The 25,279-nt window shown below is 66.7% G+C and carries 25 protein-coding genes and 2 pseudogenes; 16 read left to right on the forward strand and 11 right to left on the reverse strand.

Annotated elements, in window-relative coordinates; translation table 11 throughout:
- Positions 1 to 155: 155 nt before the first annotated feature.
- Genes thiL through OMK73_RS25090 form a run of 3 tightly spaced genes read left to right on the forward strand, consistent with a single transcriptional unit; the run spans position 156 to position 2,343 of the window.
- On the forward strand, positions 156 to 1,241 hold the full coding sequence (gene thiL, locus OMK73_RS25080; protein WP_267604416.1) for a thiamine-phosphate kinase: 1,086 nt from the start codon (positions 156 to 158) through the stop codon (positions 1,239 to 1,241).
- The gene (locus tag OMK73_RS25085) at positions 1,241 to 1,807 is read left to right on the forward strand and encodes a phosphatidylglycerophosphatase A (protein WP_267604418.1); all 567 of its coding nucleotides are present in this window, start codon (positions 1,241 to 1,243) and stop codon (positions 1,805 to 1,807) included. The genes thiL and OMK73_RS25085 overlap by 1 nt, the downstream gene beginning before the upstream one ends.
- A 38-nt stretch (positions 1,808 to 1,845) precedes the next feature.
- Positions 1,846 to 2,343: a CinA family protein gene (locus tag OMK73_RS25090; protein WP_267604419.1), complete on the forward strand. Its 498-nt coding sequence runs from the start codon at positions 1,846 to 1,848 to the stop codon at positions 2,341 to 2,343.
- Between the two features lie 25 nt (positions 2,344 to 2,368).
- Here the strand turns inward: OMK73_RS25090 and pyrF are convergent, their stop codons facing one another.
- A complete protein-coding gene (pyrF, locus tag OMK73_RS25095) occupies positions 2,369 to 3,187 on the reverse strand; it encodes an orotidine-5'-phosphate decarboxylase (protein WP_267604420.1) in 819 nt (272 codons plus the stop codon).
- Positions 3,188 to 3,359: 172 nt separating this feature from the next.
- Between pyrF and OMK73_RS25100 the strand changes: the two genes are divergently transcribed.
- Positions 3,360 to 4,262 carry a DMT family transporter gene (locus tag OMK73_RS25100; protein WP_267604421.1) on the forward strand — a complete coding sequence of 301 codons (903 nt, stop codon included), beginning with the start codon at positions 3,360 to 3,362 and terminating at the stop codon, positions 4,260 to 4,262.
- A gap of 498 nt (positions 4,263 to 4,760) precedes the next feature.
- The gene (gene corA, locus OMK73_RS25105) at positions 4,761 to 5,723 is read left to right on the forward strand and encodes a magnesium/cobalt transporter CorA (RefSeq protein WP_267604423.1); all 963 of its coding nucleotides are present in this window, start codon (positions 4,761 to 4,763) and stop codon (positions 5,721 to 5,723) included.
- A gap of 27 nt (positions 5,724 to 5,750) precedes the next feature.
- On the opposite strand, the gene mtgA is transcribed toward corA, so the two are convergent.
- From mtgA to mpl, 8 genes and pseudogenes are all read right to left on the reverse strand, one after another.
- Positions 5,751 to 6,452 carry a monofunctional biosynthetic peptidoglycan transglycosylase gene (mtgA, locus tag OMK73_RS25110; RefSeq protein ID WP_267606508.1) on the reverse strand — a complete coding sequence of 234 codons (702 nt, stop codon included), beginning with the start codon at positions 6,450 to 6,452 and terminating at the stop codon, positions 5,751 to 5,753.
- A gap of 95 nt (positions 6,453 to 6,547) precedes the next feature.
- Positions 6,548 to 7,423 carry a shikimate dehydrogenase gene (gene aroE / locus OMK73_RS25115; RefSeq protein WP_400093131.1) on the reverse strand — a complete coding sequence of 292 codons (876 nt, stop codon included), beginning with the start codon at positions 7,421 to 7,423 and terminating at the stop codon, positions 6,548 to 6,550.
- A 17-nt stretch (positions 7,424 to 7,440) separates the two neighbouring features.
- Positions 7,441 to 8,310: an energy transducer TonB gene (locus OMK73_RS25120; protein WP_267606509.1), complete on the reverse strand. Its 870-nt coding sequence runs from the start codon at positions 8,308 to 8,310 to the stop codon at positions 7,441 to 7,443.
- 161 nt (positions 8,311 to 8,471) lie between these two features.
- A pseudogene (locus OMK73_RS25125) lies at positions 8,472 to 10,627 on the reverse strand (ribonuclease catalytic domain-containing protein).
- A gap of 182 nt (positions 10,628 to 10,809) precedes the next feature.
- Positions 10,810 to 10,905: pseudogene (locus OMK73_RS25130) on the reverse strand (3-oxoacyl-ACP reductase); the annotation flags it as partial.
- A gap of 70 nt (positions 10,906 to 10,975) precedes the next feature.
- Positions 10,976 to 11,617 carry a chorismate--pyruvate lyase family protein gene (locus OMK73_RS25135; protein ID WP_267604426.1) on the reverse strand — a complete coding sequence of 214 codons (642 nt, stop codon included), beginning with the start codon at positions 11,615 to 11,617 and terminating at the stop codon, positions 10,976 to 10,978.
- A 7-nt stretch (positions 11,618 to 11,624) separates the two neighbouring features.
- Entirely contained in the window at positions 11,625 to 12,299 is a 675-nt protein-coding gene (locus OMK73_RS25140; protein ID WP_267604428.1) for a YqiA/YcfP family alpha/beta fold hydrolase, read from the reverse strand.
- A 12-nt stretch (positions 12,300 to 12,311) separates the two neighbouring features.
- Complete coding sequence (mpl, locus tag OMK73_RS25145; RefSeq protein ID WP_267604429.1) at positions 12,312 to 13,715, reverse strand: UDP-N-acetylmuramate:L-alanyl-gamma-D-glutamyl-meso-diaminopimelate ligase; 1,404 nt, start codon at positions 13,713 to 13,715, stop codon at positions 12,312 to 12,314.
- A gap of 224 nt (positions 13,716 to 13,939) precedes the next feature.
- Between mpl and OMK73_RS25150 the strand changes: the two genes are divergently transcribed.
- The 11 genes from OMK73_RS25150 to OMK73_RS25195 all read left to right on the forward strand — a co-directional run bounded on the left by OMK73_RS25150 (position 13,940) and on the right by OMK73_RS25195 (position 22,885).
- The gene (locus OMK73_RS25150; RefSeq protein WP_267604430.1) at positions 13,940 to 14,653 is read left to right on the forward strand and encodes a UDP-N-acetylmuramate--alanine ligase; all 714 of its coding nucleotides are present in this window, start codon (positions 13,940 to 13,942) and stop codon (positions 14,651 to 14,653) included.
- Between the two features lie 113 nt (positions 14,654 to 14,766).
- Positions 14,767 to 15,315: a TlpA family protein disulfide reductase gene (locus OMK73_RS25155; protein WP_267604431.1), complete on the forward strand. Its 549-nt coding sequence runs from the start codon at positions 14,767 to 14,769 to the stop codon at positions 15,313 to 15,315.
- A gap of 206 nt (positions 15,316 to 15,521) precedes the next feature.
- Positions 15,522 to 16,016, forward strand: a complete 495-nt coding sequence (gene aroQ / locus OMK73_RS25160; protein ID WP_267604432.1) for a type II 3-dehydroquinate dehydratase — start codon at positions 15,522 to 15,524, stop codon at positions 16,014 to 16,016.
- Positions 16,017 to 16,176: 160 nt separating this feature from the next.
- Positions 16,177 to 16,635 (forward strand): acetyl-CoA carboxylase biotin carboxyl carrier protein, encoded by a 459-nt coding sequence (gene accB, locus OMK73_RS25165; protein WP_267604434.1) that lies wholly within the window; start codon positions 16,177 to 16,179, stop codon positions 16,633 to 16,635.
- Between the two features lie 185 nt (positions 16,636 to 16,820).
- The gene (gene accC / locus OMK73_RS25170) at positions 16,821 to 18,188 is read left to right on the forward strand and encodes an acetyl-CoA carboxylase biotin carboxylase subunit (protein ID WP_043349611.1); all 1,368 of its coding nucleotides are present in this window, start codon (positions 16,821 to 16,823) and stop codon (positions 18,186 to 18,188) included.
- A 43-nt stretch (positions 18,189 to 18,231) separates the two neighbouring features.
- Positions 18,232 to 19,146 carry a 50S ribosomal protein L11 methyltransferase gene (gene prmA / locus OMK73_RS25175; RefSeq protein ID WP_267604436.1) on the forward strand — a complete coding sequence of 305 codons (915 nt, stop codon included), beginning with the start codon at positions 18,232 to 18,234 and terminating at the stop codon, positions 19,144 to 19,146.
- 9 nt (positions 19,147 to 19,155) lie between these two features.
- On the forward strand, positions 19,156 to 20,091 hold the full coding sequence (locus OMK73_RS39365; RefSeq protein ID WP_420715568.1) for a zinc-ribbon domain-containing protein: 936 nt from the start codon (positions 19,156 to 19,158) through the stop codon (positions 20,089 to 20,091).
- Positions 20,092 to 20,197: 106 nt separating this feature from the next.
- The gene (locus OMK73_RS39370; RefSeq protein WP_420715569.1) at positions 20,198 to 20,761 is read left to right on the forward strand and encodes a DUF3426 domain-containing protein; all 564 of its coding nucleotides are present in this window, start codon (positions 20,198 to 20,200) and stop codon (positions 20,759 to 20,761) included.
- A gap of 70 nt (positions 20,762 to 20,831) precedes the next feature.
- Positions 20,832 to 21,332 carry a thiol peroxidase gene (tpx, locus tag OMK73_RS25185; RefSeq protein WP_006162466.1) on the forward strand — a complete coding sequence of 167 codons (501 nt, stop codon included), beginning with the start codon at positions 20,832 to 20,834 and terminating at the stop codon, positions 21,330 to 21,332.
- Between the two features lie 115 nt (positions 21,333 to 21,447).
- Positions 21,448 to 22,395, forward strand: a complete 948-nt coding sequence (locus OMK73_RS25190; protein ID WP_267604437.1) for a carbohydrate kinase family protein — start codon at positions 21,448 to 21,450, stop codon at positions 22,393 to 22,395.
- Between the two features lie 22 nt (positions 22,396 to 22,417).
- Positions 22,418 to 22,885 (forward strand): hypothetical protein, encoded by a 468-nt coding sequence (locus OMK73_RS25195; RefSeq protein ID WP_267604438.1) that lies wholly within the window; start codon positions 22,418 to 22,420, stop codon positions 22,883 to 22,885.
- 400 nt (positions 22,886 to 23,285) lie between these two features.
- Here OMK73_RS25195 and OMK73_RS25200 read toward each other — a convergent pair whose 3' ends face one another.
- Together OMK73_RS25200 and OMK73_RS25205 are read right to left on the reverse strand one after the other, a co-directional pair.
- Positions 23,286 to 23,864, reverse strand: a complete 579-nt coding sequence (locus OMK73_RS25200; RefSeq protein WP_267604439.1) for a histone H1-like DNA-binding protein — start codon at positions 23,862 to 23,864, stop codon at positions 23,286 to 23,288.
- 502 nt (positions 23,865 to 24,366) lie between these two features.
- The gene (locus OMK73_RS25205) at positions 24,367 to 25,002 is read right to left on the reverse strand and encodes a hypothetical protein (RefSeq protein ID WP_267604440.1); all 636 of its coding nucleotides are present in this window, start codon (positions 25,000 to 25,002) and stop codon (positions 24,367 to 24,369) included.
- Positions 25,003 to 25,279: the final 277 nt, after the last annotated feature.

Below are 25,279 nucleotides of genomic sequence, written 5' to 3' on the forward strand. Positions count from 1 at the left end.
TTTCACAATAAGCGTTTTGCGCGAGGCACCTTTGCGTTTCGGTACAATATGCCGCATGCCGCCTGCGCTGAACAGCAGGGCGAAACCCGCAGCGGCCGCGACCCGGCGAGGTTTCCCTGGCCCTTCGCAGAATCTCCGCCGCCCCGACCCCCTTCATGCCCGATTCCTCCAGCGCCCAGCTCTCCGAGTTCGACCTGATCCGCCGTTTCTTTACCCGGCCCGCACGCAAGGCGGTACTGGGTGTGGGTGACGATTGCGCGCTGATTGAAGGGCGTCCCGGCCACCACCTTGCCATCAGCACCGACATGCTGGTCAGCGGGCGGCATTTCTTTCCGGACGTGGCGCCGCGCTCACTTGGCCACAAGGCGCTGGCGGTCAATCTGTCCGACCTGGCGGCCATGGGCGCCGAGCCCCGCGCCTTCACGCTGGCGCTGGCACTGCCCGACGCGCAAGCGGCCTGGCTGTCCGAACTGGCTGCCGGCATGCTGGAACTGGCTGACGCGCACGGCTGCGAGCTGATCGGCGGCGACACCACGCGCGGCCCGCTCACGCTGAGCCTGACGGTGTTCGGCGACGTACCCATGCATAAGGCGCTGCGACGCGATGCCGCACGCCCCGGCGACGACATCTGGATTTCCGGCACGCTCGGCGACGCCCGCCTGGCGCTGGGCGACTTCCGTGGCGAATGGCTGCTGCCCGAGCCGGACTTCAGCCAGGTGCGCCCGCGCATGGAGACGCCCACGCCGCGCATCGCGCTGGGCATGGCGCTTCGTGGCGTGGCGCATGCGGCACTCGACATCTCCGATGGCCTGGTCGGCGACCTCGGCCATATCCTGGAGCGCTCCCAGGTCGGCGCCCTGCTCGATGTCGACGCCCTGCCGCGCTCGACGGTGCTGGCCAGCCAGCCGCAGGCGCGCCAGCTGGAATGCACGCTGGCCGGCGGCGACGACTACGAACTCTGCTTTACCGCCCCCGTGGGCGAGCGCGACCATATTGCCGCCATCGGCGCGCGGCTCGGGCTGGCGGTGACGCGTGTCGGCGCCATCACGCCCGAGGCCGGCCTGCGCCTGGTGGACCGCGACGGCAACCCGAGCGCTTACAACGGCACCAGCTTCGACCACTTCGCTTCCCCTGACAAGCGTGCGTGCGCCGTGTCATCATGCAGCCATGCGGGGCGCCAGACCCTGCCCGGACACGTGTCCGGAATAATCTCCATCCGAACCAGACGAGCCAACCCCTGATGTCCGCCAATCCGCCCGGGCCTACCGCGCACGATCCCGCCCTGACCCTGGAAGCCGGCCAGGCCGCCAAGGTCACGCGCCCCACGGCGCGTTTCATGCTCTCGCATCCCGCTCACCTGATCGCCCTGGGCTTCGGCTCGGGACTATCGCCAGTCGGGCCGGGCACGGTCGGCACGCTGTACGCATGGGTGTCCTACCTGGTGATCTCAATGTGGGTGCAGCCGGAAACCTGGCTATGGCTGATCGTCGGCGGCTTTGTGCTGGGGCTCTGGGCGTGCGCGCGCACCGCGCGCGACATGGGCGTGTTTGATCACGGCAGCATGGTCTGGGACGAGATCGTCGCGTTCTGGCTGGTCATGGCCTTCGTCATGCCAACCGGGTTCTGGGGCCAGCTTGCGGCATTCCTGTGGTTCCGCCTGTTCGACATCGTCAAGCCGGCGCCCATCGGGCATCTCGACCGTAAGCTCAAGGGGCCCGGCCTGCGCGGCAGCTTCGGCGTGATGTTCGACGACATCATGGCCGCCTTCTACACGCTGCTGGTGTTCGCCCTGTGGCGTTCGCTGTGATCCGCCGCTCCCCCAACCCTAACTACTGAACCGCCATCATGCTCGTCAGCCGCTTGCTCGACCAACTCGCCGTCCAGGTCGGAATTTCCCTGAGCGAGAAGTCGCTGTTGCTCGCCACGGCGGAGTCCTGCACAGGCGGCCTGGTGGCCGCGGCCATCACGGATGTGTCGGGCTCGTCAGGGTGGTTCGAGCGGGGCTTCGTCACGTATTCGAACGAGGCCAAGTCGACCATGCTGGGTGTGCCGGCCAAGCTGATCCGCGACCATGGCGCGGTCAGCGAGGAAGTGGCGCGCGCCATGGCCGAAGGGGCTCTGCTCAACAGCCGCGCCCAGGTGGCGCTATCGATCACCGGCGTGGCCGGCCCGACCGGCGGCACGCCGGAAAAGCCCGTGGGCATGGTGTGCTTCGGCTGGAGCAACCGCATCACCACCAAGGTGGAAACGCAGCGTTTTCGCGGCGACCGGCAGCAGATCCGCCGCCAGGCCGCGGAATACGCCATCCGCGGCCTGCTTGAGCTGGTCCGCAACGAGGCCTGAAACCTCAGTCACGCGTGGCGGCGGCTCAGCCCTGGCGGAAGCGGTTGATGGTTTCGCGCGTCTGCAGCGCGACGTTGCGCGCAGCGGCCGCGAAATCCTTCTCGCGGCTGGCATAGAGGATGGCGCGCGACGAATTGATCATCATGCCGGCGCCAGCGCCGGTGCGCCCGGCGCGCACGGTGGCCTCGATATCGCCGCCCTGAGCGCCGATGCCGGGGATCAGCAGCGGCATGTCGCCCACGATCTCGCGCACCTTGGCAATCTCAGCGGGGAAGGTCGCCCCCACCACCAGCGCCATCTGTCCATTGGTATTCCAGCGTGTGGCGGCCGCCTCGGCCACCACCTGGTACACGGGCTTGCCGTCCACCGGCAGGAATTGCACGTCGGAGCCGCCGGGATTGGACGTGCGGCACAGCACGATCACGCCGCGATCCGGATAGGCCAGGTACGGCTCGAGCGAATCCAGGCCCATATAGGGATTGACCGTGACCGCATCGGCCCGGTAACGCTCGAAGGCCTCGATGGCGTATTGCTGCGCGGTCGAGCCGATGTCGCCGCGCTTGGCGTCCAGGATCACGGGAATCCCGGGATGGGCGTCATGGATATAGGCGATCAGCTGCTCGAGCTGGTCTTCGGCGCGCTGCGCCGCAAAATAGGCGATCTGCGGCTTGAAGGCGCAGACCACGTCGGCGGTGGCGTCGACGATCTCGCGGCAAAAGGAGAAGATCGCGCCGCCCGTGCCCGTCATGGACAGGGGCAGCTTGCCCGGGTCGGGATCCAGCCCGACGCAAAGGAGGGAATCGTTGCGCTGCCAGGCTGCAGCCAGCTGCTCGGTGAAGGTCATGGGATGCTCGCTAATCTGGGTCGGCCGCGTCGGCTGCGCGCCGGGCTTGTCAAGCCGGGTCGGCGCTCCCCCGCGGCAACAGTCGTTCCTGCGATTTTACCCGCTGCGTGCTATCTTCTGCCGTTCTTCCTCGATACAAAGAGCGGCGTCGCACACAGCCGCCGCCCCGCCAATGCATCTCAATCGCCGCAGCCTGGTGTTGCTCGTCATCCTCACCCTTGCCTGGGGCATCAACTGGCCCATCATGAAACTCGGCGTGGCGCACTTCCCGGCCATGGGGTTTCGCCTGCTCTGCATGGCCGGCGGCGTGCTGGCGCTGGGCCTGGCCTTGCGCCTGCGCGGCGAATCGCTGCGCATGCCGCCCGGGCAGTGGCCGACCGTGATCAAGCTGGCGATTCCCAATATGGTGATCTGGCACCTGCTGGCCATCTGCGCCGTCAAGATGCTGTCATCCGGGCGCGCCGCCATCCTCGGCTACACCATGCCGATCTGGGCCGTGGTCTGGGGCCTGGTGCTGTTTCGCGAGCGCATCGGCGCGGCGGCCTGGATCGGCATTGCCTGCGCGCTGGCCGGCACGGTCCTGCTGCTGTCCGGCGAGATCGCGGCGCTGGCCGGCAGCCCCGGCGGCACGCTGCTGATGCTGGCCGCGGCGGCGGGCTGGGGCTTCGGCACGCAGATGATGAAGCGCAGCAAGACCGAGCTGCCGGTCGGTGTGCTGACCTTCTGGATGCTGGTGGTCACCCTGCCCTTCCTGCTGCTCGGCACGCTGCTCCTCGAGCAGGGCTGGCGCCTGCCGAACGCCGTGGAATGGGGCGCGATCGCCTATAACGCGGTAGTGGTGTTCGCCTTCTGCCACCTTGTGTGGTTCATGCTGGCGCGCAGGCTGCCGCCGGTGGTGTCGGGCCTGTCGATGATGTTCATTCCGGTGGTCGGGGTGTTTTCCGGCATGTGGATGCTGGGCGAGCAGCCGCACTGGCAGGACTACACCGCCATCGTGCTGATGTTCGCCGCGCTGGCCTCGGTGCTGCTCTCGCCGCTGCTTCGGCGCTGGCGCGAAGGGCCGCGCACGGCATGACGGGAGCCCCGCGCGCCGGCGCCTGCCTTCACCCAGATTTCACTTAACAAGCCCCCTCGTTGGGCTACACTCGCGGCCATCATAATCCCGGAGAAACTACGTGGGCAGTAGCATCGGGTGTTCGTGTTGCCGCAGCCAGATTGCGATCGCACCGAATGCCATGTCACTGCGGGCTGCGTAACGACGACCGCCGGAGCCGGCTAATCCCGCTCCACCGCCTCGTCGGACTCGCCCGCAGCACATACTGCGGGTGAGTGTTCTTCCGTGCCCCTGACGGCCGCCGCAGCGCGCGCCGCTTCGTCCCGGACTAGTCCCTCCCCCGGCTTGCCAGCCATGAACGGCAAACGCCATCGCCTTGCGCGCACTTCAAGCGCACAGCGCGATCACGCTTGCCAGCGGCCCTACGCTTCGCCGTTTTCGCGCGAAGCATGGGTTCGCCCCAAGGCGGCGAGCCCAGCCTGCGCGTTTCTTCGCCAAACGCAACAAGGAAGCCCTGGGATGATCAACCTGTTCGTCCTGCAGAAAGGCCGGCTCGCACAGGAGCAGGTCGACGATCGCAATGAACTTCTGCAGCACAAGCCGATCTGGATCGATGTCATCAGCCCCGATGACGAGGAACTCGCCTGGATCAAGGAAGCCTACGGCGTAGCCCTGCCGGAGCTGGAGGACCTGGGCGACCTGGAAGCCTCGGCCCGCTACTTCGAGGGCGAGGACGAGAACATCCATATCCGCACCGACTTCCTGCTCGACGAGGAAGATATCTCGCGCAACGTGCGCGTGGCGTTCGTGCTCACGCGCGACGTGCTGTTCTCCATCCACGACGAAGACCTGCCGGTGTTCCGGCTGGTGCGGTTACGCGCGCGCATGCGCCTGGGCTCGGTGCGCAACGCCAAGGACGTGCTGATGGACCTGTACGCCACCGATGCCGAATACTCGGCGGACTCCATCGAGGAAGTCTACGAGCGGCTGGAAGAAGCCAGCAAGCGCGTGCTGGCGGAGAACGTGACCGATGCCGCCGCGGCCGACGTGCTGGAAACCATCGCCCGCGAGGAAGACCTGAACGGCCGCATCCGCCGCAACGTGATGGACACGCGCCGCGCGGTCTCCTTCCTGATGCGCAGCCAGTTGCTGTCTGCCGAGCAGCAGGACGAAGCCCGCCAGATCCTGCGCGATATCGACTCCATCGAGAACCACACCGCGTTCCTGTTCGACAAGATCAACTTCCTGATGGATGCCACGGTCGGTTTCATCAACATCAACCAGAACAAGATCATCAAGCTGTTCTCGGTGGTGTCGGTGGCGCTGATGCCGCCTACGCTGATCGCCAGCATCTACGGCATGAACTTCAAGTTCATGCCGGAGCTGGACTGGGCCGCAGGCTATCCGTGGGCCATCGCGCTGATGGCCGTGTCGGCGGCGATCCCGCTGGTGTACTTCAAGAGGAAGGGCTGGCTGAGCTGATTGAGTATGTGCCGCGCTGCCCCGGACTCAGTCCGGCAGCGTGGCCGCGCCCATGCGGCGCGCGATGATATTGGCCTTGACCTTGAAGTTCACGCGCACATTGGCGCAGTACTCCTTCTTGTCGAAGCACTTCGGCGCCGGCAGCGCGGCGGCCAGGCGCGCTGCCTGGCCCACGCTCAGCTTGGCGGCGCTGGTCTTGAAGTAATGCTGGGCCGCGGCCTCCACGCCGAACACGCCCTCGCCCCACTCCACCGAATTCAGATAGATCTCGTAGATACGCTGCTTGTCGAGCCAGAACTCGAGCATCCAGGTGATGGCCAGCTCCTGGCCTTTGCGCAGGTAGTGCTGCTCGGACGAGAGGAAGAGGTTCTTGGCCAGTTGCTGCGTGATGGTGGATCCGCCACGCACGATGTGCCCGCGCTTCTTGTTGCGCTCCCACGCATCGAGCATGGCGTCGAGCTCGTAGCCGGGATGGTTGACGAAGTCGGCGTCCTCGCTGGCGATCACCGCGCGCTTGAGGTTGCGGGAGATGTCGTCATAGCCCACCCAGCGGCGATCCACCTGGCAGCTCCAGAACTTGAAGCCACACAGGCGCCACTGCTCGGCCCGCAGGAACGCCGTGGATGACGGGTTCACGGTTTGCCAGGCAGCGATCTGCAGGAAGAAATACACCTGCATGGCCAGCACGCCTGCGATCAGCGTGCCAAGCAGGTAGGCGAGCCAGCGCAGCGGGTTGAGGCCGCCGCCGCCCCTGCCGCCTTGAGCAGCCCCGGGACGGGCGGTGCGCTTGCGCTCAGCCATGCTCGAGCCTGCCTGGCGCCGCGTTAGCGCGCGGCTTCGGCCTGCAGCGCAGCGCGCAGCGTTGCCAGCACGGGTGCGGTGGCGGGCCGCACGCCACGCCAATTGTAGAAGGCCTCGGCAGCCTGCTCGACCAGCATGCCCAGCCCGTCGCTGGTGCGCGCGCCGCATTGGGCGGCGAACTTCAGGAATACGGTGGGCTGGGCGCCGTACATCATGTCGTAGGCCAGCACGTCCTTGCCCAGCAGTTCCGCCGGCACCGGCGGCAGTTCGCCCTGCAGGCTGCTGCTGGTGGCGTTGATGACCACGTCGCAGGCGTCTTCATCCGTCAAACCCGCCAGCGCGTCGAAGCCGCCGCCCCACAATTCCACGCCGTACTCGTCGGCCTGCTGGGCCACGTTTTCCAGGATATCGCTGGCGCGCTGGGGCGTGCGGTTGGCCACCACGATGCGATCCGGGCGGCACGCGATCAGCGGCAGCATGGCGCCCATGGCGGCGCCGCCCGCGCCCAGCAGCAGGATGCGCTTGCCTTCGAGCAAGGTATCCAGGTTGACTTCGATGTCGCGCGTGAGGCCGACACCGTCGGTGTTGTCGCCGTGGATCACGCCGTCCTCGATCCACATGGTGTTGACCGCGCCCGCGCTCTCGGCGCGCGGCGTCAGGCGCTCGGCCAGGTCGTAGGCTTCGAGCTTGAAAGGCACGGTCACGTTCAGGCCGTGGCCGCCGCCGTCGAAGAAGGCGCGCACGGTGGCAACGAACCCATCGAGCGGCGCCAGCAGGCGCTCGTACACGACAGCCTCGCCGGTCTGCTGCGCGAACGCGGCATGGATGGCGGGCGAGCGGCTGTGCGCGATGGGGTTTCCGATCACGACGTAACGGTCGGCGGGAGTCTGGGATTGCATAGTGTCAGGTGATGATGTCATCGGGACTGCAGGCGAGTTTCCAGCCCACTGCGCGAAAACTTGAATGTGGAGATCACTTCGAGAATGTCCTGGCGCGCCTGCATCTGCGCCGTGAACCCGCCGAACGGCGCCGCCGCCCGCACGATGGCGACCGCCTGGCGGTCCAGCGCGGGATCGCCCGAGCTCTTGACCACGTCGATGGCATCGATGTTGTAGCCATCGCGGTTGTAGCCAAGCCGGCCCTGCCGGTTGACGTTGATCACCAGGATCAGCTGCCCGTAGAGCGGCTTGCCATTGCGCTGGGGGAAATCGCTTGTGCCGCGCGCTTCGATCTTCTGGCGCAGGCGGTCGTAGTACTGCGCGTATTCCACTTCCTGCGCGCTGGTGGCGGTGAGCTGGTAGCGCTTGGGCCGCTTGGCGTATTGCTCGAGGTTGCGGCCGATCTCGGCTTCGAGCTTGGCCATCTCGTCAAGCGAGGTGCGTTCGTCCTGGCCACGCAGCGGGTTTTCCACGCGCTGCTGGCCGGGCTTGAGCGGCTGGCTGTGCACCGGCGGCGCGGCTTCGCGCGACTGCGTCATCAGCCGCTGCTGTTCCTGCTCCATCTGCTCCACGCGGCGCTGCATCTGGCGCACCAGGTCGCCGTCCTTGGTGACGGTCTGGGCCGGCAGCGGCGTGGTCGCGCGCTGCTGGTCGTGCTCGCCGCCGCCGTCGAGGTTGGCCTGGGCCAGCACGGTTGGGTTCTGCGGGCGCTGCGCCGACTTGGAATTGACCAGCACCACGTCGAGCGCGGCATCGGTACGCTTGATCTCGAACGCCTCCGGCGCCACGACGCGCACGGTCAGCAGCAAGGCATGGGCCAGCAACGAGACGACCAGCGCCTTGGCCATCGTGCTGCTGGCGTTCCACCACTGGCGGGGAGAAAAAGCGGCTTTCACGATGGGCGGGACGTTGGCTGGGAAGCGTCGATCGGGCGAGACTGGGGCCGGGGTCCGTGGGACCCCGGGTCAGACTGCGATTGTAAGGGAGCGCCTCGTTTTTTCCGAGGAACTCAGCCCGCGCCGCTGGCGCCGGTGTCGCGTGTGTCCGACGAAGCGCCTTCGCTTGTGGCATCGGCGGCACTCGCGGCTTCGTCATCGCCGGTTTCCCCGGCCGCGGCGTCCGCCTCACCTTCAGCCGCCCCCTCGAGCACCCCTCGGCAGCGGCTTCGGCGGCCTCCTCGGCCGCGGCTTCAGCGGCGGCTTGCGCCGACACTTCGCTGGCTTCGTCGTCCCGTTCCATCTCTTCCTGCGGCAGTTCGCCTTCGCCGGCAAACACTTCCAGGACACGGCACGACACTTCCAGCGAGATCTCGTCGATAGCGCCGATCTCCAGCAGCACCTGGGTGCCGCGCGAAGCCTGCATCAGCTCGGGCACGCGCGTGACCAGCGGGATCTCGGCAAAGCGCACGGCGCCCTCCTTGAGCACCGAACCCATCAGGCGCTCGCGCTTTTCCTGCTGCAGCCAGCGCAGGCACCAGTAGCGTTCCATGGTCGACTGGTGGTCGGCATAGGCGGCGTAGGTGCCTTCGAAATCCGCCACGGCAGCCAGCAGGTCCGAGTCCTTGGGCTTGAACGGCGCCACCAGCTTGGCCGTGATGCCGTGCTGGGCAACGGCCAGGATCTGCCACTGGTTGACCAGGTCGACGTAGCGCCGCAGCGGCGAGGTGCTCCACGCATATTGCGCCACGCCCAGCCCCTCGTGGGGCGCCGGGTAGGTCTGCATGCGGGTGCGGTTCATGCCCCAGGCCTTCTGCGTGCGATAGATGCCCGGCACGCCGTTGTCGGCCAGCAGCTTGCCCCAGGTGCTGTTGGCCAGGATCATTAGCTCGGCCACGATCTTGTCGAGCGGGGAGCCGCGGCGGCGCTGCTCGATGCGCACGCGTTCGCCGCCCTCTTCCAGCAGGTCGATGTAGAAGCTGTAGTCGGCACGGTTGTGCGACTCGGGACGCAGCCCGCTGGCAAGACGCGCCTTCTGGCGTTCGTCGTGCAGCCAGCCGGAGAAATGGAACAGCTGGGTCAGCGCGTCGCGGAACGGGTAGTCGCCGGTGCCGGCGGCCAGCGCGGCCTCGGTCACCACATCCTCAAGCAGGTTGTGGCGCAGGTTGGCCGCGATCTTGACCAGCTCGGCGCGGGTCTCGCTGCTGACGATCATCTGCAGGGCCGGGTCGTAGACCACGTACAGCGACAGGGCCGGGCACTCGCGGCCTTCCTGCAGCGTGTAGCGCTCCACCACGGAATCCGGCAGCATGGTGATCTTGTCGCCAGGGAAGTAAACCGTCGACAGGCGATGGCGCGCAACCGTGTCGAGCGGCTCGCCACGGCGGATGCCCAGCCCGGGCGCCGCGATATGGATGCCGACGCGGATCTTGCCGCCGTCCAGCGGCGTGACCGACAGCGCATCGTCGATCTCGGTGGTGGTGACGTCATCGATGGAGAACGCCTCCACATCCGCGCGCGGCAGCTCGCCGGCGGGTTCCGGCACGGCCACGTCGGGAAAGCCCGTGCCCTTGGGGAAGCATTCGGAGAGGAACTTGGCCTCGTGCAGCGCGCGCGGGCTGGCAATGCCGCCCACCGCCACCATCAGCCGCATCGGCGACATGCCGAGCGCGGTGCAGGCGGCGTCCATCGCCTTGTATTCGAGGCTGTTCTTGTCAGGCTTGAACAGCAGTTGCAGTGCCTTGCCGCGGAACGCCTCGGGCAAGGTCAGGGCCTTGAGCTGGTTTTCGTACTCGGCCTGCACCAGGGCTTGCTGCTTCTTGCGCTCGAGCGCGGCCAGCGCAGCCTTGAGCTGGTCTTCCGGCGCGCGCTGGTAGCGCCCGCGGCCCTTGCGGCGGAAATACACCGGATTGCCGTGCAGCGTCTGCGCCAGCGCGGCTTGCTGCACCACGCTCGCACCCGCGCCGTAGTACTCGGCCGCCAGGTCGACAAAGCCGAATTCTTCTTCCGACGCGCATTCCCACAGGAATTCCAGGTCGACCTCGCTGACCAGGTCGGCGGTCTGGCGCAACAGCTCGATCGCCGACGGCTGCGCAAACTGCAGCAGAACGTCGCGCGACTTGACCTTGGTGCGCTTGCCCGCGGGCAGCTCCACCTGGTACGACTCGCCCTGCTGGGTCAGCACGGTGCCGGCGCGAATCTCGCCGCCTTCTTCGAACAGCAACTGCATGGATCGATACTTTCAGAAATGCCGGGAACCGCTCTTGGTAAACAAGCGCCCTGGCGCTTTGTGACGCCTGCGGGAACGGCCCGGTGAGAGAAATGGTGCAAGGCCGCCTTCAGGCGAGACGGCAACCGGACCTGAGATGATACCGCACCGCGCCGGCTGAAAGCTCTGCGCGGGCCGGCCTGTTACAGCGACATGCCGCCGCTGGCCTCGATCGCCACGCCATTGACATAGCTGGCATCGTCGCTGGCCAGGAAGGTGTAGATGCTGGCGATCTCGGCGGCAGCGCCGGTGATGATGGCAACACGTGCCTGCAATTTCATGATGGTCGTCTCTTCTTCTTGGTCGCGATTATCGATGCGGGGAAAGTTCTTGCTTTGGATGGCTACCTGGCGGCTTCTGCGAGGAACCGCCCATTCCCGGAGCAGGCCGCGCCTGCAAGTCTGGCAGGAATACCTCGGTCACCAGCATGACGCCGTCGCCCCGCCGGAAGACCGAGCGCCGCGCAGGCAACACCGCGGACGGCGCGAGCTCCCGCATGGCCGGCACGGCTAGTTCCAGCCGGCGCCGCAGCGGGTGATGCGCCAGCAAGCGCGCAAACGTGAATGGCTCACGCCGCACGCGGGGATCGACGAACAGCGCGCTGCCCAGCGGGCGCTCGCCCAGGCCGCGCAGGAACGGCCAGTCGCGCCGGGCATGGTCGGGCTTCACCACCGTATGGGCAAAGATGGCCGGCGCCCCGTCACAAATCAGCAGCACCTCGCGCGCCAGCGCGCGGCGGCGGGCAGGCAGCCCCAGCGCCTGCCATTCATCGGCGAGGGCGAGCTCCATGCGCTGTGCCAGGCGGCGCACCCGGAAAGCGCCTGACGCCGCCACCAGCCGGGCGGTGAGCGAGCCATCGCCGATCACCCAGCGGCGCAGGTTGGCGCTGATGGCGGGATCTTCGGGTAAGTGGGAGTGCCAACCGCTGAGGCGCACATGCGCCCCGTTCATGCCGCGCTCATGCCTGCGGCTCCGGGTCGATGGGGCTGACCTGGCTGACCTGGCTGACCTGGCTGACCTGGCTGACCTGGCTGACCTGGCTGACCTGGCCATCGGGACCATAGCCGCAGAAAGCGAGGACTTCATCGACGTAGTCGGCAAATTCGCTGATGCCGTGGTCGCTGCCCTCGATGACGCGGGTGTGCGCCCCGGGGAATGCCGCCAGCATCTCGCGGTAGTCCAGCACCTCGTCGCCGGTCGCGGCCATCAGGAAATAGCGCTGCGGCCGGGTGATGGGCTCGACCCGCAGCGCCAGCAGTTCATCCAGGTGGTGGCGCTCCACCCGCACCGAGCCGCCGCCGTGCCAAAGCGGCTGGTCGCCAAGGTGGCGCTCCAGGTCGGTCCACGGATGCACCGCCGGGTTGAGCAGCACCGCGCGGCAGCCGTGGCGCTCGGCCAGCCAGCGCGCATAGAAGCCGCCCAGCGAGGAGCCGATGATGGTGAGCGGCTGCGCGCCGCCAGCCTGCGAGGCCGCGATGGCCGCTTCGGCCTGGGCGATGGCCTGGGCCGGCGACACATTCAGCACGGGGCAGGCGTAATAGCGCCCCACGCCCCACTCGCGCATGCGCTCCTGGACCAGGCGGGCCTTGAAGGACTGCGGTGACGAGCGGAAACCGTGCAGGTACAGCAACATGCCAGCCCCCGTTCAGGCGCAAGCGCCGGCAGCAAAGGCATCCAGCAGTTTCTGGTGGACGCCGCCGAAGCCGCCGTTGCTCATGACCAGCACATGGTCGCCCGGGCGCGCGGCGGCTCGCACCGCGCGGACCAGTTCGGGCAGATCGCTGAAGGCGGCCGCGCGCTCGCCCAGCGGCGCCAGCGATCCGGCCAGGTCCCAGCCCAGCGCATCCTTGCCGCTGGCCGCGCCGTAGCCGAACACCAGGTCAGCCGTCTCGAGGCTGGCCGGCAGCTGCGCCTTCATCACGCCCAGCTTCATGGTGTTGGAGCGCGGCTCCAGCACCGCCAGGATGCGCGCCCCGCCAACCCGCTTGCGCAGGCCGTCGAGCGTGGTCTGGATTGCCGTGGGATGGTGGGCAAAGTCGTCATAGACCGTGATGCCATTGACCACGCCACGCACTTCCATGCGGCGCTTCACGTTAGCGAAACGCGACAAGGAGTCGATCGCCTGCGGCGCGGGCACGCCCACGTGGCGGGCAGCAGCAATCGCAGCCAGCGCATTCATCCGGTTGTGCGTGCCTTGCAAGGCCCAGCTGAGCCGGCCTTGCAGCTTTTCGCCGAACCAGACATCGAAACTGTCCTGGGTCACGCTGTCGCCGGCCCTGGCGGCAGCGGCCTCGGCGGGCTCGGCGGCACGCCAGTCGCCGATGCCGAACTGCTCGGTCTCGCTCCAGCAGCCCCGCTCCAGCACGCGCGCCAGGCTTTCCTCAAAGCCGTTGACGATCAGCCGGCCCTGCTCCGGGACGGTGCGCACCAAATGGTGGAACTGGGTCTCGATGGCAGCAAGATCCGGGAAGATGTCGGCGTGATCGTATTCCAGGTTGTTCAGGATGGCGGTGCGCGGACGGTAATGGACAAACTTGCTGCGCTTGTCGAAGAACGCCGTATCGTACTCATCGGCCTCGATCACGAAGAAGTCGGACTCGGTCACCCGGGCCGACACGCCGAAGTTCTGGGGCACGCCGCCCACCAGGAAGCCCGGCTGGTAGCCGGCATCTTCCAGGATCCAGGCCAGCATGGAGGTGGTCGTGGTCTTGCCGTGGGTGCCCGCCACCGCCAGCGTCCATTTGCCGCGCAGCACATGCTCGCCGAGCCACTGCGGGCCGGAGACATAAGGCAGGTTGCGGTTGAGAATGGCCTCCATCAGCGGATTGCCGCGCGAGACCACATTGCCGATGACGAACAGATCCGGCTCCAGCGCCAGCTGGCCGGGATCGAAGCCCTCGATCAGTTCAATGCCCTGCGCCTCGAGCTGCGTGCTCATCGGCGGGTAGACATTGGCGTCGCATCCGGTGACGCGGTGGCCAGCCTGCTTGGCAAGCACGGCCAGGCCGCCCATGAATGTGCCGCAGATACCGAGGATGTGAATATGCATGGGATTTGGGATTGGGCGGGCCAGCGCGGCCGGGCCGGGTTGCTTCTGGATAGAAAGAATTGTACCTGAGGGGTGACGGCGAAGCCGTGCGGGAGGCGTTGGCGCCGGGCACGGCAGATTTCCAGGCTGCAGCCTTCTTCCCAAGGAATCTCCCCGTCACCAACCACTCTAAAATGCAAAACCCCGCCCCAGCGCAGGCCGCGATCCCTCCGGTATCATCCCCCATGCCCCGCCGCCCCAGCCTCGACCCCATCCGCCTGCGCGAGGAAATCGCCCAGGCCGCCGCCCGCATGATCGCGGAAGACGGCACCGACTACGCTACGGCCAAGCGCAAGGCCGCGCGGCAACTGCTGGGCGACGTGCGCGTGGCGGGCGAGTGGCTCCCCGACAATGAGGCCGTGGAGGCGGAGGTCCGTCTCTATCAGGCGCTATTCCACTCGGAGAGCCAGCCCCGTGTCCTGGCGCTGCTGCGCCGGTTGGCCGTGCTTGCCATGCGCGACCTCGCCGCGTTCCGCCCGTACCTGGCCGGGGCCGTGCTCAACGGCACCGCCACCGAGCATTCCGACATCTATCTACAGTGCTTCTGCGATAGCCCCAAGGATCTCACCCTGCACCTGCTCAACGCTGGCGTGGACTTCGACACCAGCGAGACCCGGCACTTTGCCGGCCGCGGCGAGGTCGAGACCCTGAGTTTCCTCTGGAAGGGACAGTGGCCGGCCGTGCGCGACGCGCGCCTGCTGGCTGGAGAGATCCGTGCGGAACTTGGCCAGCCCGTTGGCATTCATATAGCGCTGTATGATGCGGATGACGAACGCGGCGCAGTCCGGGCCGCGGCCAGCGGCCGGGTTGCCCGTGCCGATGTGGACGCGGTGCAAGCGCTGCTGGCGGCCGCCGAAGCGGCAGCCCGCGAGGTGCCCGACGCGCCCGCGGCGGCCTGAGCGCCACCTTTGACCGGGAGCGCAGGCGAGGCCTGACGTAGGCCGTGCGCGCTTTCCCCATGGAGCCCTCCGGGTTCTTATCTCTTCCATCAGCCGCTATCTTTCTTCCTGCCATGACCTCTTCCACCAGCACTCCTGTCCGCCGCAGCCGCCTCTGGGTCTGGCTTGCCGTTGCCGTGGTGGCCGCCGCCGCCGGCGCGCTGGCCGGGCACTATGTGTTTTCGCCGAAGCCGGCATCCGATGAGGCCGTCGAGACGTTCCTGCGCACGCAACTGCCGGATCCGGACGGCAGCCAGATCAACTTCGCGCAACTTCGCGGAAAAACGGTGGTTGTGAACTTCTGGGCACCCTGGTGCGGCCCCTGCGTGGAAGAAATGCCCGACCTGACCGCTTTGCATAAGGAATACGCGGGACGGAAAGTGGAATTTGTCGGCATCGGCATCGATTCCGCCAACAACATTCAGCAGTTCATCAAAAAAGTCCCGGTCTCGTACCCGCTCGCCGTGGCCGGTTTCGCCGGCACGGAACTGTCGCGCAATTTCGGCAACGCGGCCGGCGGCCTGCCCTATACAGTGATCATTGCGCCAGATGGCAGGGTCAGCTACCGCAAAATGGGCAGGGTTTTCCCTGATGAGCTGCGCGCGGCGTTGCCTCGCGGCTAGGCATAAGATTCTTGATTTGGGGCGATTTTCTCCTAACCTTGTTCGATCATCACGCAATTTGATCGAAACGCGATTCCACCCGCAAAAAGGGCGGAGTCTGGTCTGAAAACTCGCCGGCTTCGAAGCTGCCTATGTCTACGCTGCTAGACAAATCACTCTAAGCTACGGTAATCTCCGCGCAATTTCGTTGAAATGGTCGAGCCGCCGTGATCGATACACCTCCCGAACGCCGCTCCGCCCGCTACCGCAAGGTGCTGGTCCTGCACGGACCGAACCTGAATTTGCTGGGCACGCGGGAGCCGGAAACTTATGGGTACACGAAACTAGCCGATATCGACCTGGCCCTCGCGCACCGAGCCCGCCAGACGGGCATCAACCTGGCTACGTTTCAGTCCAACCATGAGGGCGCGCTGGTGGATCGTATCCATGCCGCGCGCGACGAGGGCGTGGATTTCATCATCATCAACCCGGCCGCCTATACGCATACCAGCGTGGCGCTGCGCGATGCGCTGGCCGGGGTGGCGATTCCGTTTGTGGAAGTCCACTTGTCGAACGTGCATCGGCGCGAGAACTTCCGTCATCACTCCTACTTCTCCGATGTGGCGATCGGGGTGATCTGCGGACTTGGCTGGCAAGGGTATCTGCTGGCGCTGGACTATGCCCTCGGGCAGGAGCTGGAGCAGGCGCTTCCCAAGGCCTGATCCGCCCATTGATTTCTTAAACCATTACCGCGCCCCCGGCGCCTGCCTTGCCGCTGTTTTTCGCGGCGGACCAAGGCAGCCCACCGGAGGCGTCAGTTTTTTCCCGGACGCAGCCCCCAGAGCGGTGGCCGCCGGACAACCCGATTCAGGAGGATAGAAGATGGACCTGCGCAAGCTGAAGACGCTGATCGACCTGGTGGCCGAGTCCGGCATCTCCGAGCTGGAAGTCACCGAAGGCGAAGGCAAGGTGCGGATCGTCAAGGCGCCGCCGCAGGTCATCGCCGCGCCGATGGCCATGCAGCCGATGCAGGCACTGCCCCCGGCCGCCGCGCCCGCCGCGATGCCCGCCGTCGGCGCCGAGCCGGCCGCTCCGCAGCTGCCGGTTGGCCATGTCGTGACCTCGCCGATGGTCGGCACCTTCTATCGCGCACCGTCGCCGGGCGCCGCGTCGTTCGTCAATGTGGGCGATACCGTCAAGGAAGGCCAGACGGTCTGCATCATCGAAGCCATGAAGCTGCTCAACGAGATCGAGTCGGACAAGGCGGGTGTGATCAAGGAAATCCTGGTCGAGAATGGCCAGGCGGTGGAATACGGCCAGCCGCTGTTCATCATCGGCTGAAACTGACCGGCATGCCGCGCCGCCCGCAGCCTGCGCCGGAGAGTGCTCCGGCCAGCCACGGCGGCGACGGCCATCGGGCGTTCCTCGTCCCGGTGCCAGCACCCCCGCCCGCACTCCGGCTGCCCTCGCCGGGGGCGCCAGGATCCGCCGCGGTGGGACCGCCTTTCTCCTCGCAGAGAGTGACTATGTTTGAAAAAATTCTGATCGCGAATCGCGGTGAAATCGCCCTTCGCATCCAGCGCGCCTGCCGCGAACTCGGCATCAAGACTGTGGTGGTGTATTCGGAGGCCGACAAGGAAGCCAAATACGTCAAGCTGGCCGACGAAGCCGTGTGTATCGGACCGGCGCCCTCGCCGCTGTCGTACCTCAACATGCCGGCGATCATCTCGGCCGCCGAAGTGACCGACGCGCAAGCCATCCATCCGGGCTATGGCTTCCTGTCGGAAAACGCCGACTTCGCCGAACGCGTGGAAAAGTCCGGTTTCGTCTTCATCGGCCCGACCTCCGAGAGCATCCGCCTGATGGGCGACAAGGTCTCGGCCAAGCAGGCCATGATCAAGTCCGGCGTGCCGTGCGTGCCGGGCTCCGAAGGCGCCCTGCCCGACGACCCCAAGGAAATCCTGGCCACGGCGCGTGCCGTGGGCTACCCGGTCATCATCAAGGCAGCCGGCGGCGGCGGTGGCCGCGGCATGCGCGTGGTGCACACCGAGGCTGCCCTGGTCAATGCGGTCAACATGACGCGCGAGGAAGCCGGCCGTGCCTTCGGCAACCCGGAGGTCTACATGGAGAAATTCCTGGAGAACCCCCGGCACGTCGAGATCCAGATCCTGGCCGACCAGCATCGCCAGGCCATCTGGCTGGGCGAGCGCGACTGCTCGATGCAGCGCCGCCACCAGAAGGTCATCGAAGAAGCACCTGCGCCGCACATCCCGCGCCGCCTGATCGAGCGCATCGGCGATCGCTGCGCCGAGGCTTGCAAGAAGATCGGCTACCGCGGTGCCGGCACCTTCGAATTCCTGTACGAGAACAACGAGTTCTACTTCATCGAGATGAACACGCGCGTGCAGGTGGAGCACCCGGTCACCGAGATGATCACCGGCATCGACATCGTGCAGGAGCAGATCCGCATCGCCTTTGGCGAGAAGCTGCGCTGGCGCCAGAAGGACGTGCAACTGCGCGGGCACTCGATCGAATGCCGCATCAACGCCGAGGACCCGTTCAAGTTCACGCCGTCCCCCGGCCGGATCACTGCGTGGCACATGCCCGGCGGTCCCGGCGTGCGGGTCGACTCGCACGCGTATGATGGCTACTTCGTGCCGCCCAACTACGATTCGATGATCGGCAAGATCATCACTTACGGCGCCACCCGCGAGCAGGCCATCGCCCGCATGCGGATCGCGCTGTCGGAAATGGTGGTGGACGGCATCCAGACCAACGTACCGCTGCACCGTGAGCTGATGCTCGATGCCAACTTCGTCGAAGGCGGCACCAGCATTCACTATCTCGAGCATCGCCTGGCCCAGAAGAACGTGGCCAAGGGCGGCAAGATCTGAAGCCCCGGCGCGGCCAGTCATAACTGATCGACAAGGATCGCCTGTGGCATTTCAGGAATGTGTGATCGAAATCGCACAAGACCAGGCCGAAGCCTGGTCTGACGCGCTGTTCGACCTCGGCGCGCTGTCGGTCTCGGTGGAAGACGCCGATGCCGATACGCCCGACGAGCAGCCGCTGTTCGGCGAGCCCGGCATGGAGCCGACCCGCCTGGCATGGAACCGCTCGCGCGTGGTGGCACTGTTTGACGACAGCGCCGACCCCGTGCTGGTGGTGGCCGCCGCCGCCAATGCACTGGGTATCGACCCGGTGCCGGCGTACCAGTTGCGCCCGGTGGAAGATCAGGACTGGGTGCGCCTGACGCAATCCCAGTTCGCGCCGATCCGCATCGGCGAGCGTATCTGGGTGGTGCCGTCCTGGCACGATGCGCCGGAACCCGACGCGGTGGTGCTGGAGCTGGACCCGGGCCTCGCCTTCGGTACCGGCAGCCATCCCACCACGCGGTTGTGCATGCAGTGGCTGGAACAGAACATCAAGGCCGGCGAAACGGTGCTCGACTACGGCTGTGGCTCGGGCATCCTCGCCATCGTGGCGCGCAAGCTGGGTGCCGGCGACACGCTCGGCATCGATATCGACCCCAACGCGGTGGAAGCCTCGCGCTATAACGCCGAGCGCAATCGCGTGGAGGCCACCTTCGCGCTGCCGGAAACCGTCTCCGAGGCCAGCTACGACCTCGTCGTCGCCAATATCCTGTCCAACCCGCTGAAGCTGATGGCGGCCATGCTGAGCGCACGGGTTCGCCCCGGCGGCCGGCTGGTGCTGTCGGGCGTGCTGGAGCGGCAGGCCGACGAAGTCGCCGCGGCCTACGCGCCCTGGCTGCCCATGTCGGTCTGGCGCAGCGAGGAAGGCTGGGTCTGCCTGCACGGCACCCGCGGTGAAGGCCCCGGCACCCAAAGCTGAGCCCAGCCCATGGCCGCAGCCAAGCTCGTCACGCGTTGCCCGGCCTGTCGCACAGCCTTCCGGCTGGTAGCGGACCAGTTGCGGCTGCGCCAGGGGCTGGTCCGCTGCGGCCAGTGCGATACCGTCTTCGATGCGCGCGAGCACCTGATCGAGCTGCCGGCGCCCGAGCCGGCAGGCAGCCCTGAGACCGCCGCGAAGGCGGCGGGAAGCACTACCGCCCCTGCCCCTGCCGAGTCCACGGCACATGAGGCGCCCGTCGAGCACGCGCACGACGAAGCGCAACACGAAGAAGCCCACGAAGAATCACACAAGGCCGCCCGCGCGCCGCGCGCCCCGCGCAAGCGCTCTCATGCCGACGCGCACGCGGACACGCAAGCGCACGCCGTCGAAGCTGCCGCTGTACCGCACGAGGCAACACACTTCGACACGCGCCCCTCCGACGACAACGACGACGACGCCGACGAGAGCCGCCCCGCCGCTGCGCCCTTTGACCCCGGCTACGACCCTGGCTATGACGTGCCGGCGCTCGACGCGCCCACCGTCATGCTGTACCAGACGCAGGCGGAAGCAGACGAGGCCGTGCAGGCCAGCAACCGTCAGGCGGAGCCGGAAGCCGGCACTGCGGACTCAGACACCGGTGAGGACGAGGACGAGCCCTCTGCGGTATTCGTGCCCGGCATCGTCGAGGGCGAGGAAGTCGGCCTTGCCGCCGACGCCGAGGGAGCCGAGGCAGAGCGCGCCGCGGGCAAGCGAAGTACCCGCCCCCGCGCCGGAAGCAGCACCCTGGCCGCAACTCGACCCCAGCACGCTAGGCGACGACGATGCCACGCACACTGCGGACATCGCCGATACGGAAAGTGCTGCCGACACAGCGAAAGCGGCGAACGAAGCATCCGCCACCAGCCATGCCGCCACGAGCGCTGCCCCCAACGCCGCCAACGCTGACACTGCGGCCATCCCGAGCGCAAGCGGCTACCTGCGCGCCGAAGCGCAGGACGACCTCCCCGAGATTCCCGCAGCCATCGCACGCGAGCAGGCCGAGCGGCCGTGGATGCGCAGCGACACGCCTGCCACCCCGTCCTTCGCGCCCGACTTCCTGCGCCACGCGCGCGAGCGCGATCCTGGCCCGGCTAGGCGAAAGCGCGTGCTGCAAAGGCTGGCAATCGGGTTCCTGGTGATCGCGGGACTGCTACAAGGCACCTACCTGGCGCGCAGCCAGTTGTCCGGCCGCTTCCCCGTATTGCGCCCCGCCTTCGAGGCGGCCTGCGCGCCGCTGGGTTGCGAGGTGGCACCATGGCGCGACATCGACGCCTTGCGCATCGAGAGCTCGCTGCTGCAAAAGCAGGATGAAGAATCCGACGCCTACCTGCTCGCCGTCACGCTGCGCAACCAAGGCCGCGCCACCGTGGCGCTGCCCGCCATCGAGCTGGTCATGACGGACCTCCAGGACCAGCTCCTGCTACGCCGTGTGCTGCAACCCGCCGACTATCTCGAAACCGAGCAGCAGGCCTTTGCCACACATGGCCTGCGGGCAGGCACGGAGCTGCCGGTTCGGGTACGATTCCGGTCGCAGCAGGCGGCGGCAAACTACCGCGTGCTGATCTTCTATCCCTGAATTCCACCCGGGCTCGCCGCTCATTCCGGGCGCCCCCATTCGCGAGCCCGCATTTCACACAGGAGCACATATGAGCAACGTCACCCTCGGCGGCAACGCCATCGAAGTCGGCGGCAAGTTTCCGCAAGCCGGCGACAAGGCCCCCGCATTCTCGCTGGTCGGCAAGGACCTGAAGGACGTCACGCTGGCCGACTTTGCCGGCAAGCGCAAGGTGCTCAATATCGTCCCCAGCCTGGACACCCCGGTGTGCCAGGCTTCGGCCCGCAAGTTCAATGAAGCCGCCAGCGGCCTGGCCAACACCGTCGTGCTGACCATCTCGGCCGACCTGCCGTTCGCCATGGGCCGCTTCTGCACCGCTGAAGGCCTGGCCAACGTGGTGCCGCTGTCGCTGATGCGCGGTGCCGACTTCAAGGGCAACTACGGCGTGGACGTCAAGACCGGCCCGCTGGCCGGCGTGACCGCGCGCGCCGTGGTGGTGCTCGATGAGAACGACACCGTGAAGTACAGTGAACTGGTCTCGGAAATCAAGAACGAGCCGAACTACGACGCCGCACTGGCCGCACTGAAGTAAGCGCGCCACCTGCCAGGCGCGGCCACCCGGCAAAACGGGTGGCCGTTTTTGCATTCAGGGGCACCGGCCTGACCCGGTGGCCCCGTCAGTCCGCATTACGAGAATTGGAGAGAGCATGTCCAGCCTGATCTGTGGCTCCGTTGCCTACGACACCATCATGACGTTCGAGGGGCATTTCCGCGAACATATCCTGCCCGACCAGATCCACATGCTGAACGTGTCCTTCCTGGTCCCGTCCATGCGCCGCGAGTTCGGCGGCTGTGCCGGCAATATCGCCTACTCGCTCAAGCTGCTTGGCGGCGATCCGGTGATCATGGCCACCGTTGGCGTCGACGCCGAGCCCTACCTGCAACACCTGCGCGCGCTCGATATCAGCACCGAGCACATCCGCACCCTGCCCGACACCTTCACCGCGCAGGCGATGATCACGACAGACCTGGAGAACAACCAGATCACGGCGTTCCACCCTGGCGCGATGAACCAGTCGCAGCTCTCGCAGGTGCAGGACGCGCTCGGCGGCAGCAATTCGCCCGGCCTGGGCATCGTCGCCCCCGACAGCCGCGAAGGCATGCTGCACCACGCGCGGCAGTTCGCCGCCGCCGGCGTGCCGTTCATCTTTGACCTGGGCCAGGCCATGCCGCTGTTCAACGGCGACGATCTGCGCCAGTTCGTTGAACTCGCCAGCTACGTGACGGTCAATGACTACGAAGCCCAGGTTCTGTTGTCGCGTACCGGCTGGACCAGCGACGAAGTCGCCGCGCAGGTCAATGCCTTCATCGTGACCCACGGCGAGAAGGGCGCCACCGTCTTCGCCGACAAGCAGAAGTACAATATCGCCTCCGTGAAAGCGGATCGTGTCGTCGATCCGACGGGCTGCGGCGATGCCTTCCGCGGCGGCCTGCTCTACGGCATCGAACGGGGCTTCGACTGGGAAACTACGGGCCGGCTTGCCAGCCTGATGGGCTCCATCAAGATCGCGCACCAGGGTCCGCAGAACCATAAGCCGTCGCGCGACGAAATCGGTGAACGCTTCCAGTCCGCTTTTGGCTATCGCTACGAGTAACACCTTTTTCGGGATTGATCCTATGCACACCCTGATCCGCACCAGCGCCATCGCGCTCGCCGCCGCCGCCACCCTGGTGGCTGGCTGCGCTTCGCAGTCGAATTCCGCCAGCATCTACACCCCGGGCCAGGCGCAGCGCGAGCAGACCTTGCGCTACGGCGTGGTCGAGACGGTTCGCGAGGTGCTGATCCAGGGCGACCAGACCGGCGCCGGCACCATCGCCGGTGGCGCCATCGGCGGCATCGCCGCGGGCAGCACCATCGGCCGCGGCGGCGGCTCGGTGGCGGCCGGCGTGCTGGGCGCCGTGCTCGGCGGCATCACCGGCAGCATGGCCGAGAACAAGATCAACCAGCGCCGCGGCCTGGAAATCACCGTGCGCCTGGACAACGGCGACATGCGCGCCATCGTCCAGGACGCCGACGAAGCCTTCCGTCCGGGCGAGCGCGTGCGCTTGCTGTCGTCGGGCGGCACGACCCGCGTCACGCACTAAGCGCAGGACGCAGGACGGCATTGGGCGGCCCTGGATGGCCGCGCAGCGGCAGGCGCAACCCAAGGGTGCCGCCCTGCCGCGCAACGGCTCCTGGCACGCTCTGAAGCGGTCTGCTGGGCCGCGCGGCAGACGCCGCAACGCAACCCTGGCAAAGCGCTGACTCCTTCACCGGAGCAGCGCTTTTTCTTTGCTGCGATCCCGGCCCGGGCTCCGGCGTCCCGCTTCCCGTTTTCCGCTTTCCGTTTCCCGCTTCCCGATCGCCCATGAAAAAACCCGCCGGGTTTGCACCATCGGCGGGTTGGCAAGACTAGCGTCTTGCGGACCGGATACGCGGTATCCGGTCAGTGCGGCACGCCCTGCGTGCCTTGGCAATTCCCAGCGGTAGCCGTTACCAGCACGCTTACGGACGGGTGCCCGTGGGGAAAGGCCATGCCGCAGCCGGGTTCAGCGCGGTCTTGGCAGCTGCAGCGGGTGCAACAGCAGGTGCAGCGGCAGGCTTGGCAGGCGCGGCCTTCTTGGCAGCAGCCTTCTTGGCCGGTGCCTTCTTGGCAGCAGGCGCCTTCTTGGCCGGCGCAGCCTTCTTGGCAGCAGCAGCCTTCTTGGCAGGCGCGGCCTTCTTTGCCGGAGCAGCCTTCTTGGCCGGTGCGGCCTTCTTGGCGGCGACCTTCTTGGCCGGTGCGGCCTTCTTCGCTACAACCTTCTTGGCGGCAGCTTTCTTGGCCGGTGCGGCCTTCTTGGCTACGACCTTCTTGGCTGCGGCCTTCTTGGCCGGTGCGGCTGCCTTCTTGGCCGGCGCTGCCTTCTTCGCTACGACCTTCTTGGCGGCGACCTTCTTCACTGCAGCCTTCTTGGCCGGTGCTGCCTTCTTGGCGGCGACCTTCTTCACTGCGGCTTTCTTGGCCGGGGCGGCTGCCTTCTTGGCGGCCGGCTTGGCGGCGGCCTTCTTAGCCGCCGGTTTCTTCTTTGCAGTCGTTGCCATGGATAACTCCTTCACTTGAGAGTGAATATCGAATGACCTAAGTTGGCGACCCGACCGACCCGAGGCGCGATACAGCGGTGCGACCCCAATCGAGCGAGCGATTCATCGGCGCACGGCAACGTTGTGGCCGCACGCTAATGAATTCGGTGGCAGGGGCACCGCGGCGCGCGGTGCGAATGTGGCCAAGCGGAGCCCGCAGCCGGGCTTCTGACGCTTGCCGCGCCCTGGAATATTCGATCTGCCCGCGCCATCCGCCGGATCGGCGCGCGACATGAAAAGAAGAGATATCGGCCGGCATTTCCGCGATGCGGGCTAGGCCACGCACACCACGTACGGCATTTTTCAGGGGTAGTTCGCCCATCCCGTTGCTGGGCCAAAGGAGACTGCACGCGTTTTAGAAAACCAGTACGGCTTGGTCTGCGTCAAAGTTCTAGTGCTCCTGAGCTACCTGTTTCATTGCATCGAAGTCGGTGGCGCTCATCGTTGCGCATCACGTCCAACCTCATCGTTGCATCTTGCTGTCTTGCTTGCCTCGCAAGCCATGCAATGAAGTGAGACTCTTGTCAAGGCGAATCATAATTCGTTTGTCGGGCGATGTTAAGAAAAAAGTGCAAAAAAACTTGCGCGCGAGCATGACAACTTCATCGTCTTCGTCGTTGCGCTGCGCGGACCTCGTCTTTGCTTGCGCGCGCTGCGCTCTCACCGCGACTCTCGTCCCCTCTCGACGCTCTCTCGCGAGCATGCTCGACGCAGCTTCGACACAGCGTCGCGCGAGCGTTACGACGTTGCCGGCACGCTCCGCTTTTTCATCGCGCGCATCGCTGCCTGCGCGCCTTCGAGGCGCTTGAACGACACGCTTCCCGACCATTCCGGAAAACCGGAAACCCGCATGCGCAAAGGCTTTTCGGGAAACTAAAAACTTCCGCGAGACAACCGCGCGCACGCCTCGCGCCGTCGTTGCCACGCGTGCTGCCCGGATGCGAGCGAGCACGGCGAGAGCATCGACAGCGCCACCGCGAAGACGCGCATCGGCAACGCGGCGCACAGCGCGGACGCTGCGCGTCTGCGTATCCCGGCACGCGCGCTCACGCGCAGCCCGAGCAGTGATGCGCCGACGCAACGGTTTGAGAATCGTCACCGCGACACGCGCGCTCCAACGATGCTCGGACGATGTCGAACGCCATCTCGCACTCGCATCGCGCAGGCGTCGTCGACGCGTGAGATGCCATCGCGAGCCGCGCATTGCCGGTGGTGTCGCCGGTGGTGTCGCCGGTGGTCTCACGGTGGTGTCGGGTGTCGGCATGCGTCCGACAGTGGATGACTCAGCGCGTCGACCAGGACGACGGATCGCCTGGCGAGGCATCGGCTTGCGCACCATCCGAATGGACTACTGCCAACGGATCAGGTCGCCGATG

Origin of the sequence: Cupriavidus sp. D39, from assembly GCF_026627925.1 — a bacterium.
Taxonomy (GTDB): Bacteria; Pseudomonadota; Gammaproteobacteria; order Burkholderiales; family Burkholderiaceae; genus Cupriavidus; species Cupriavidus ulmosensis.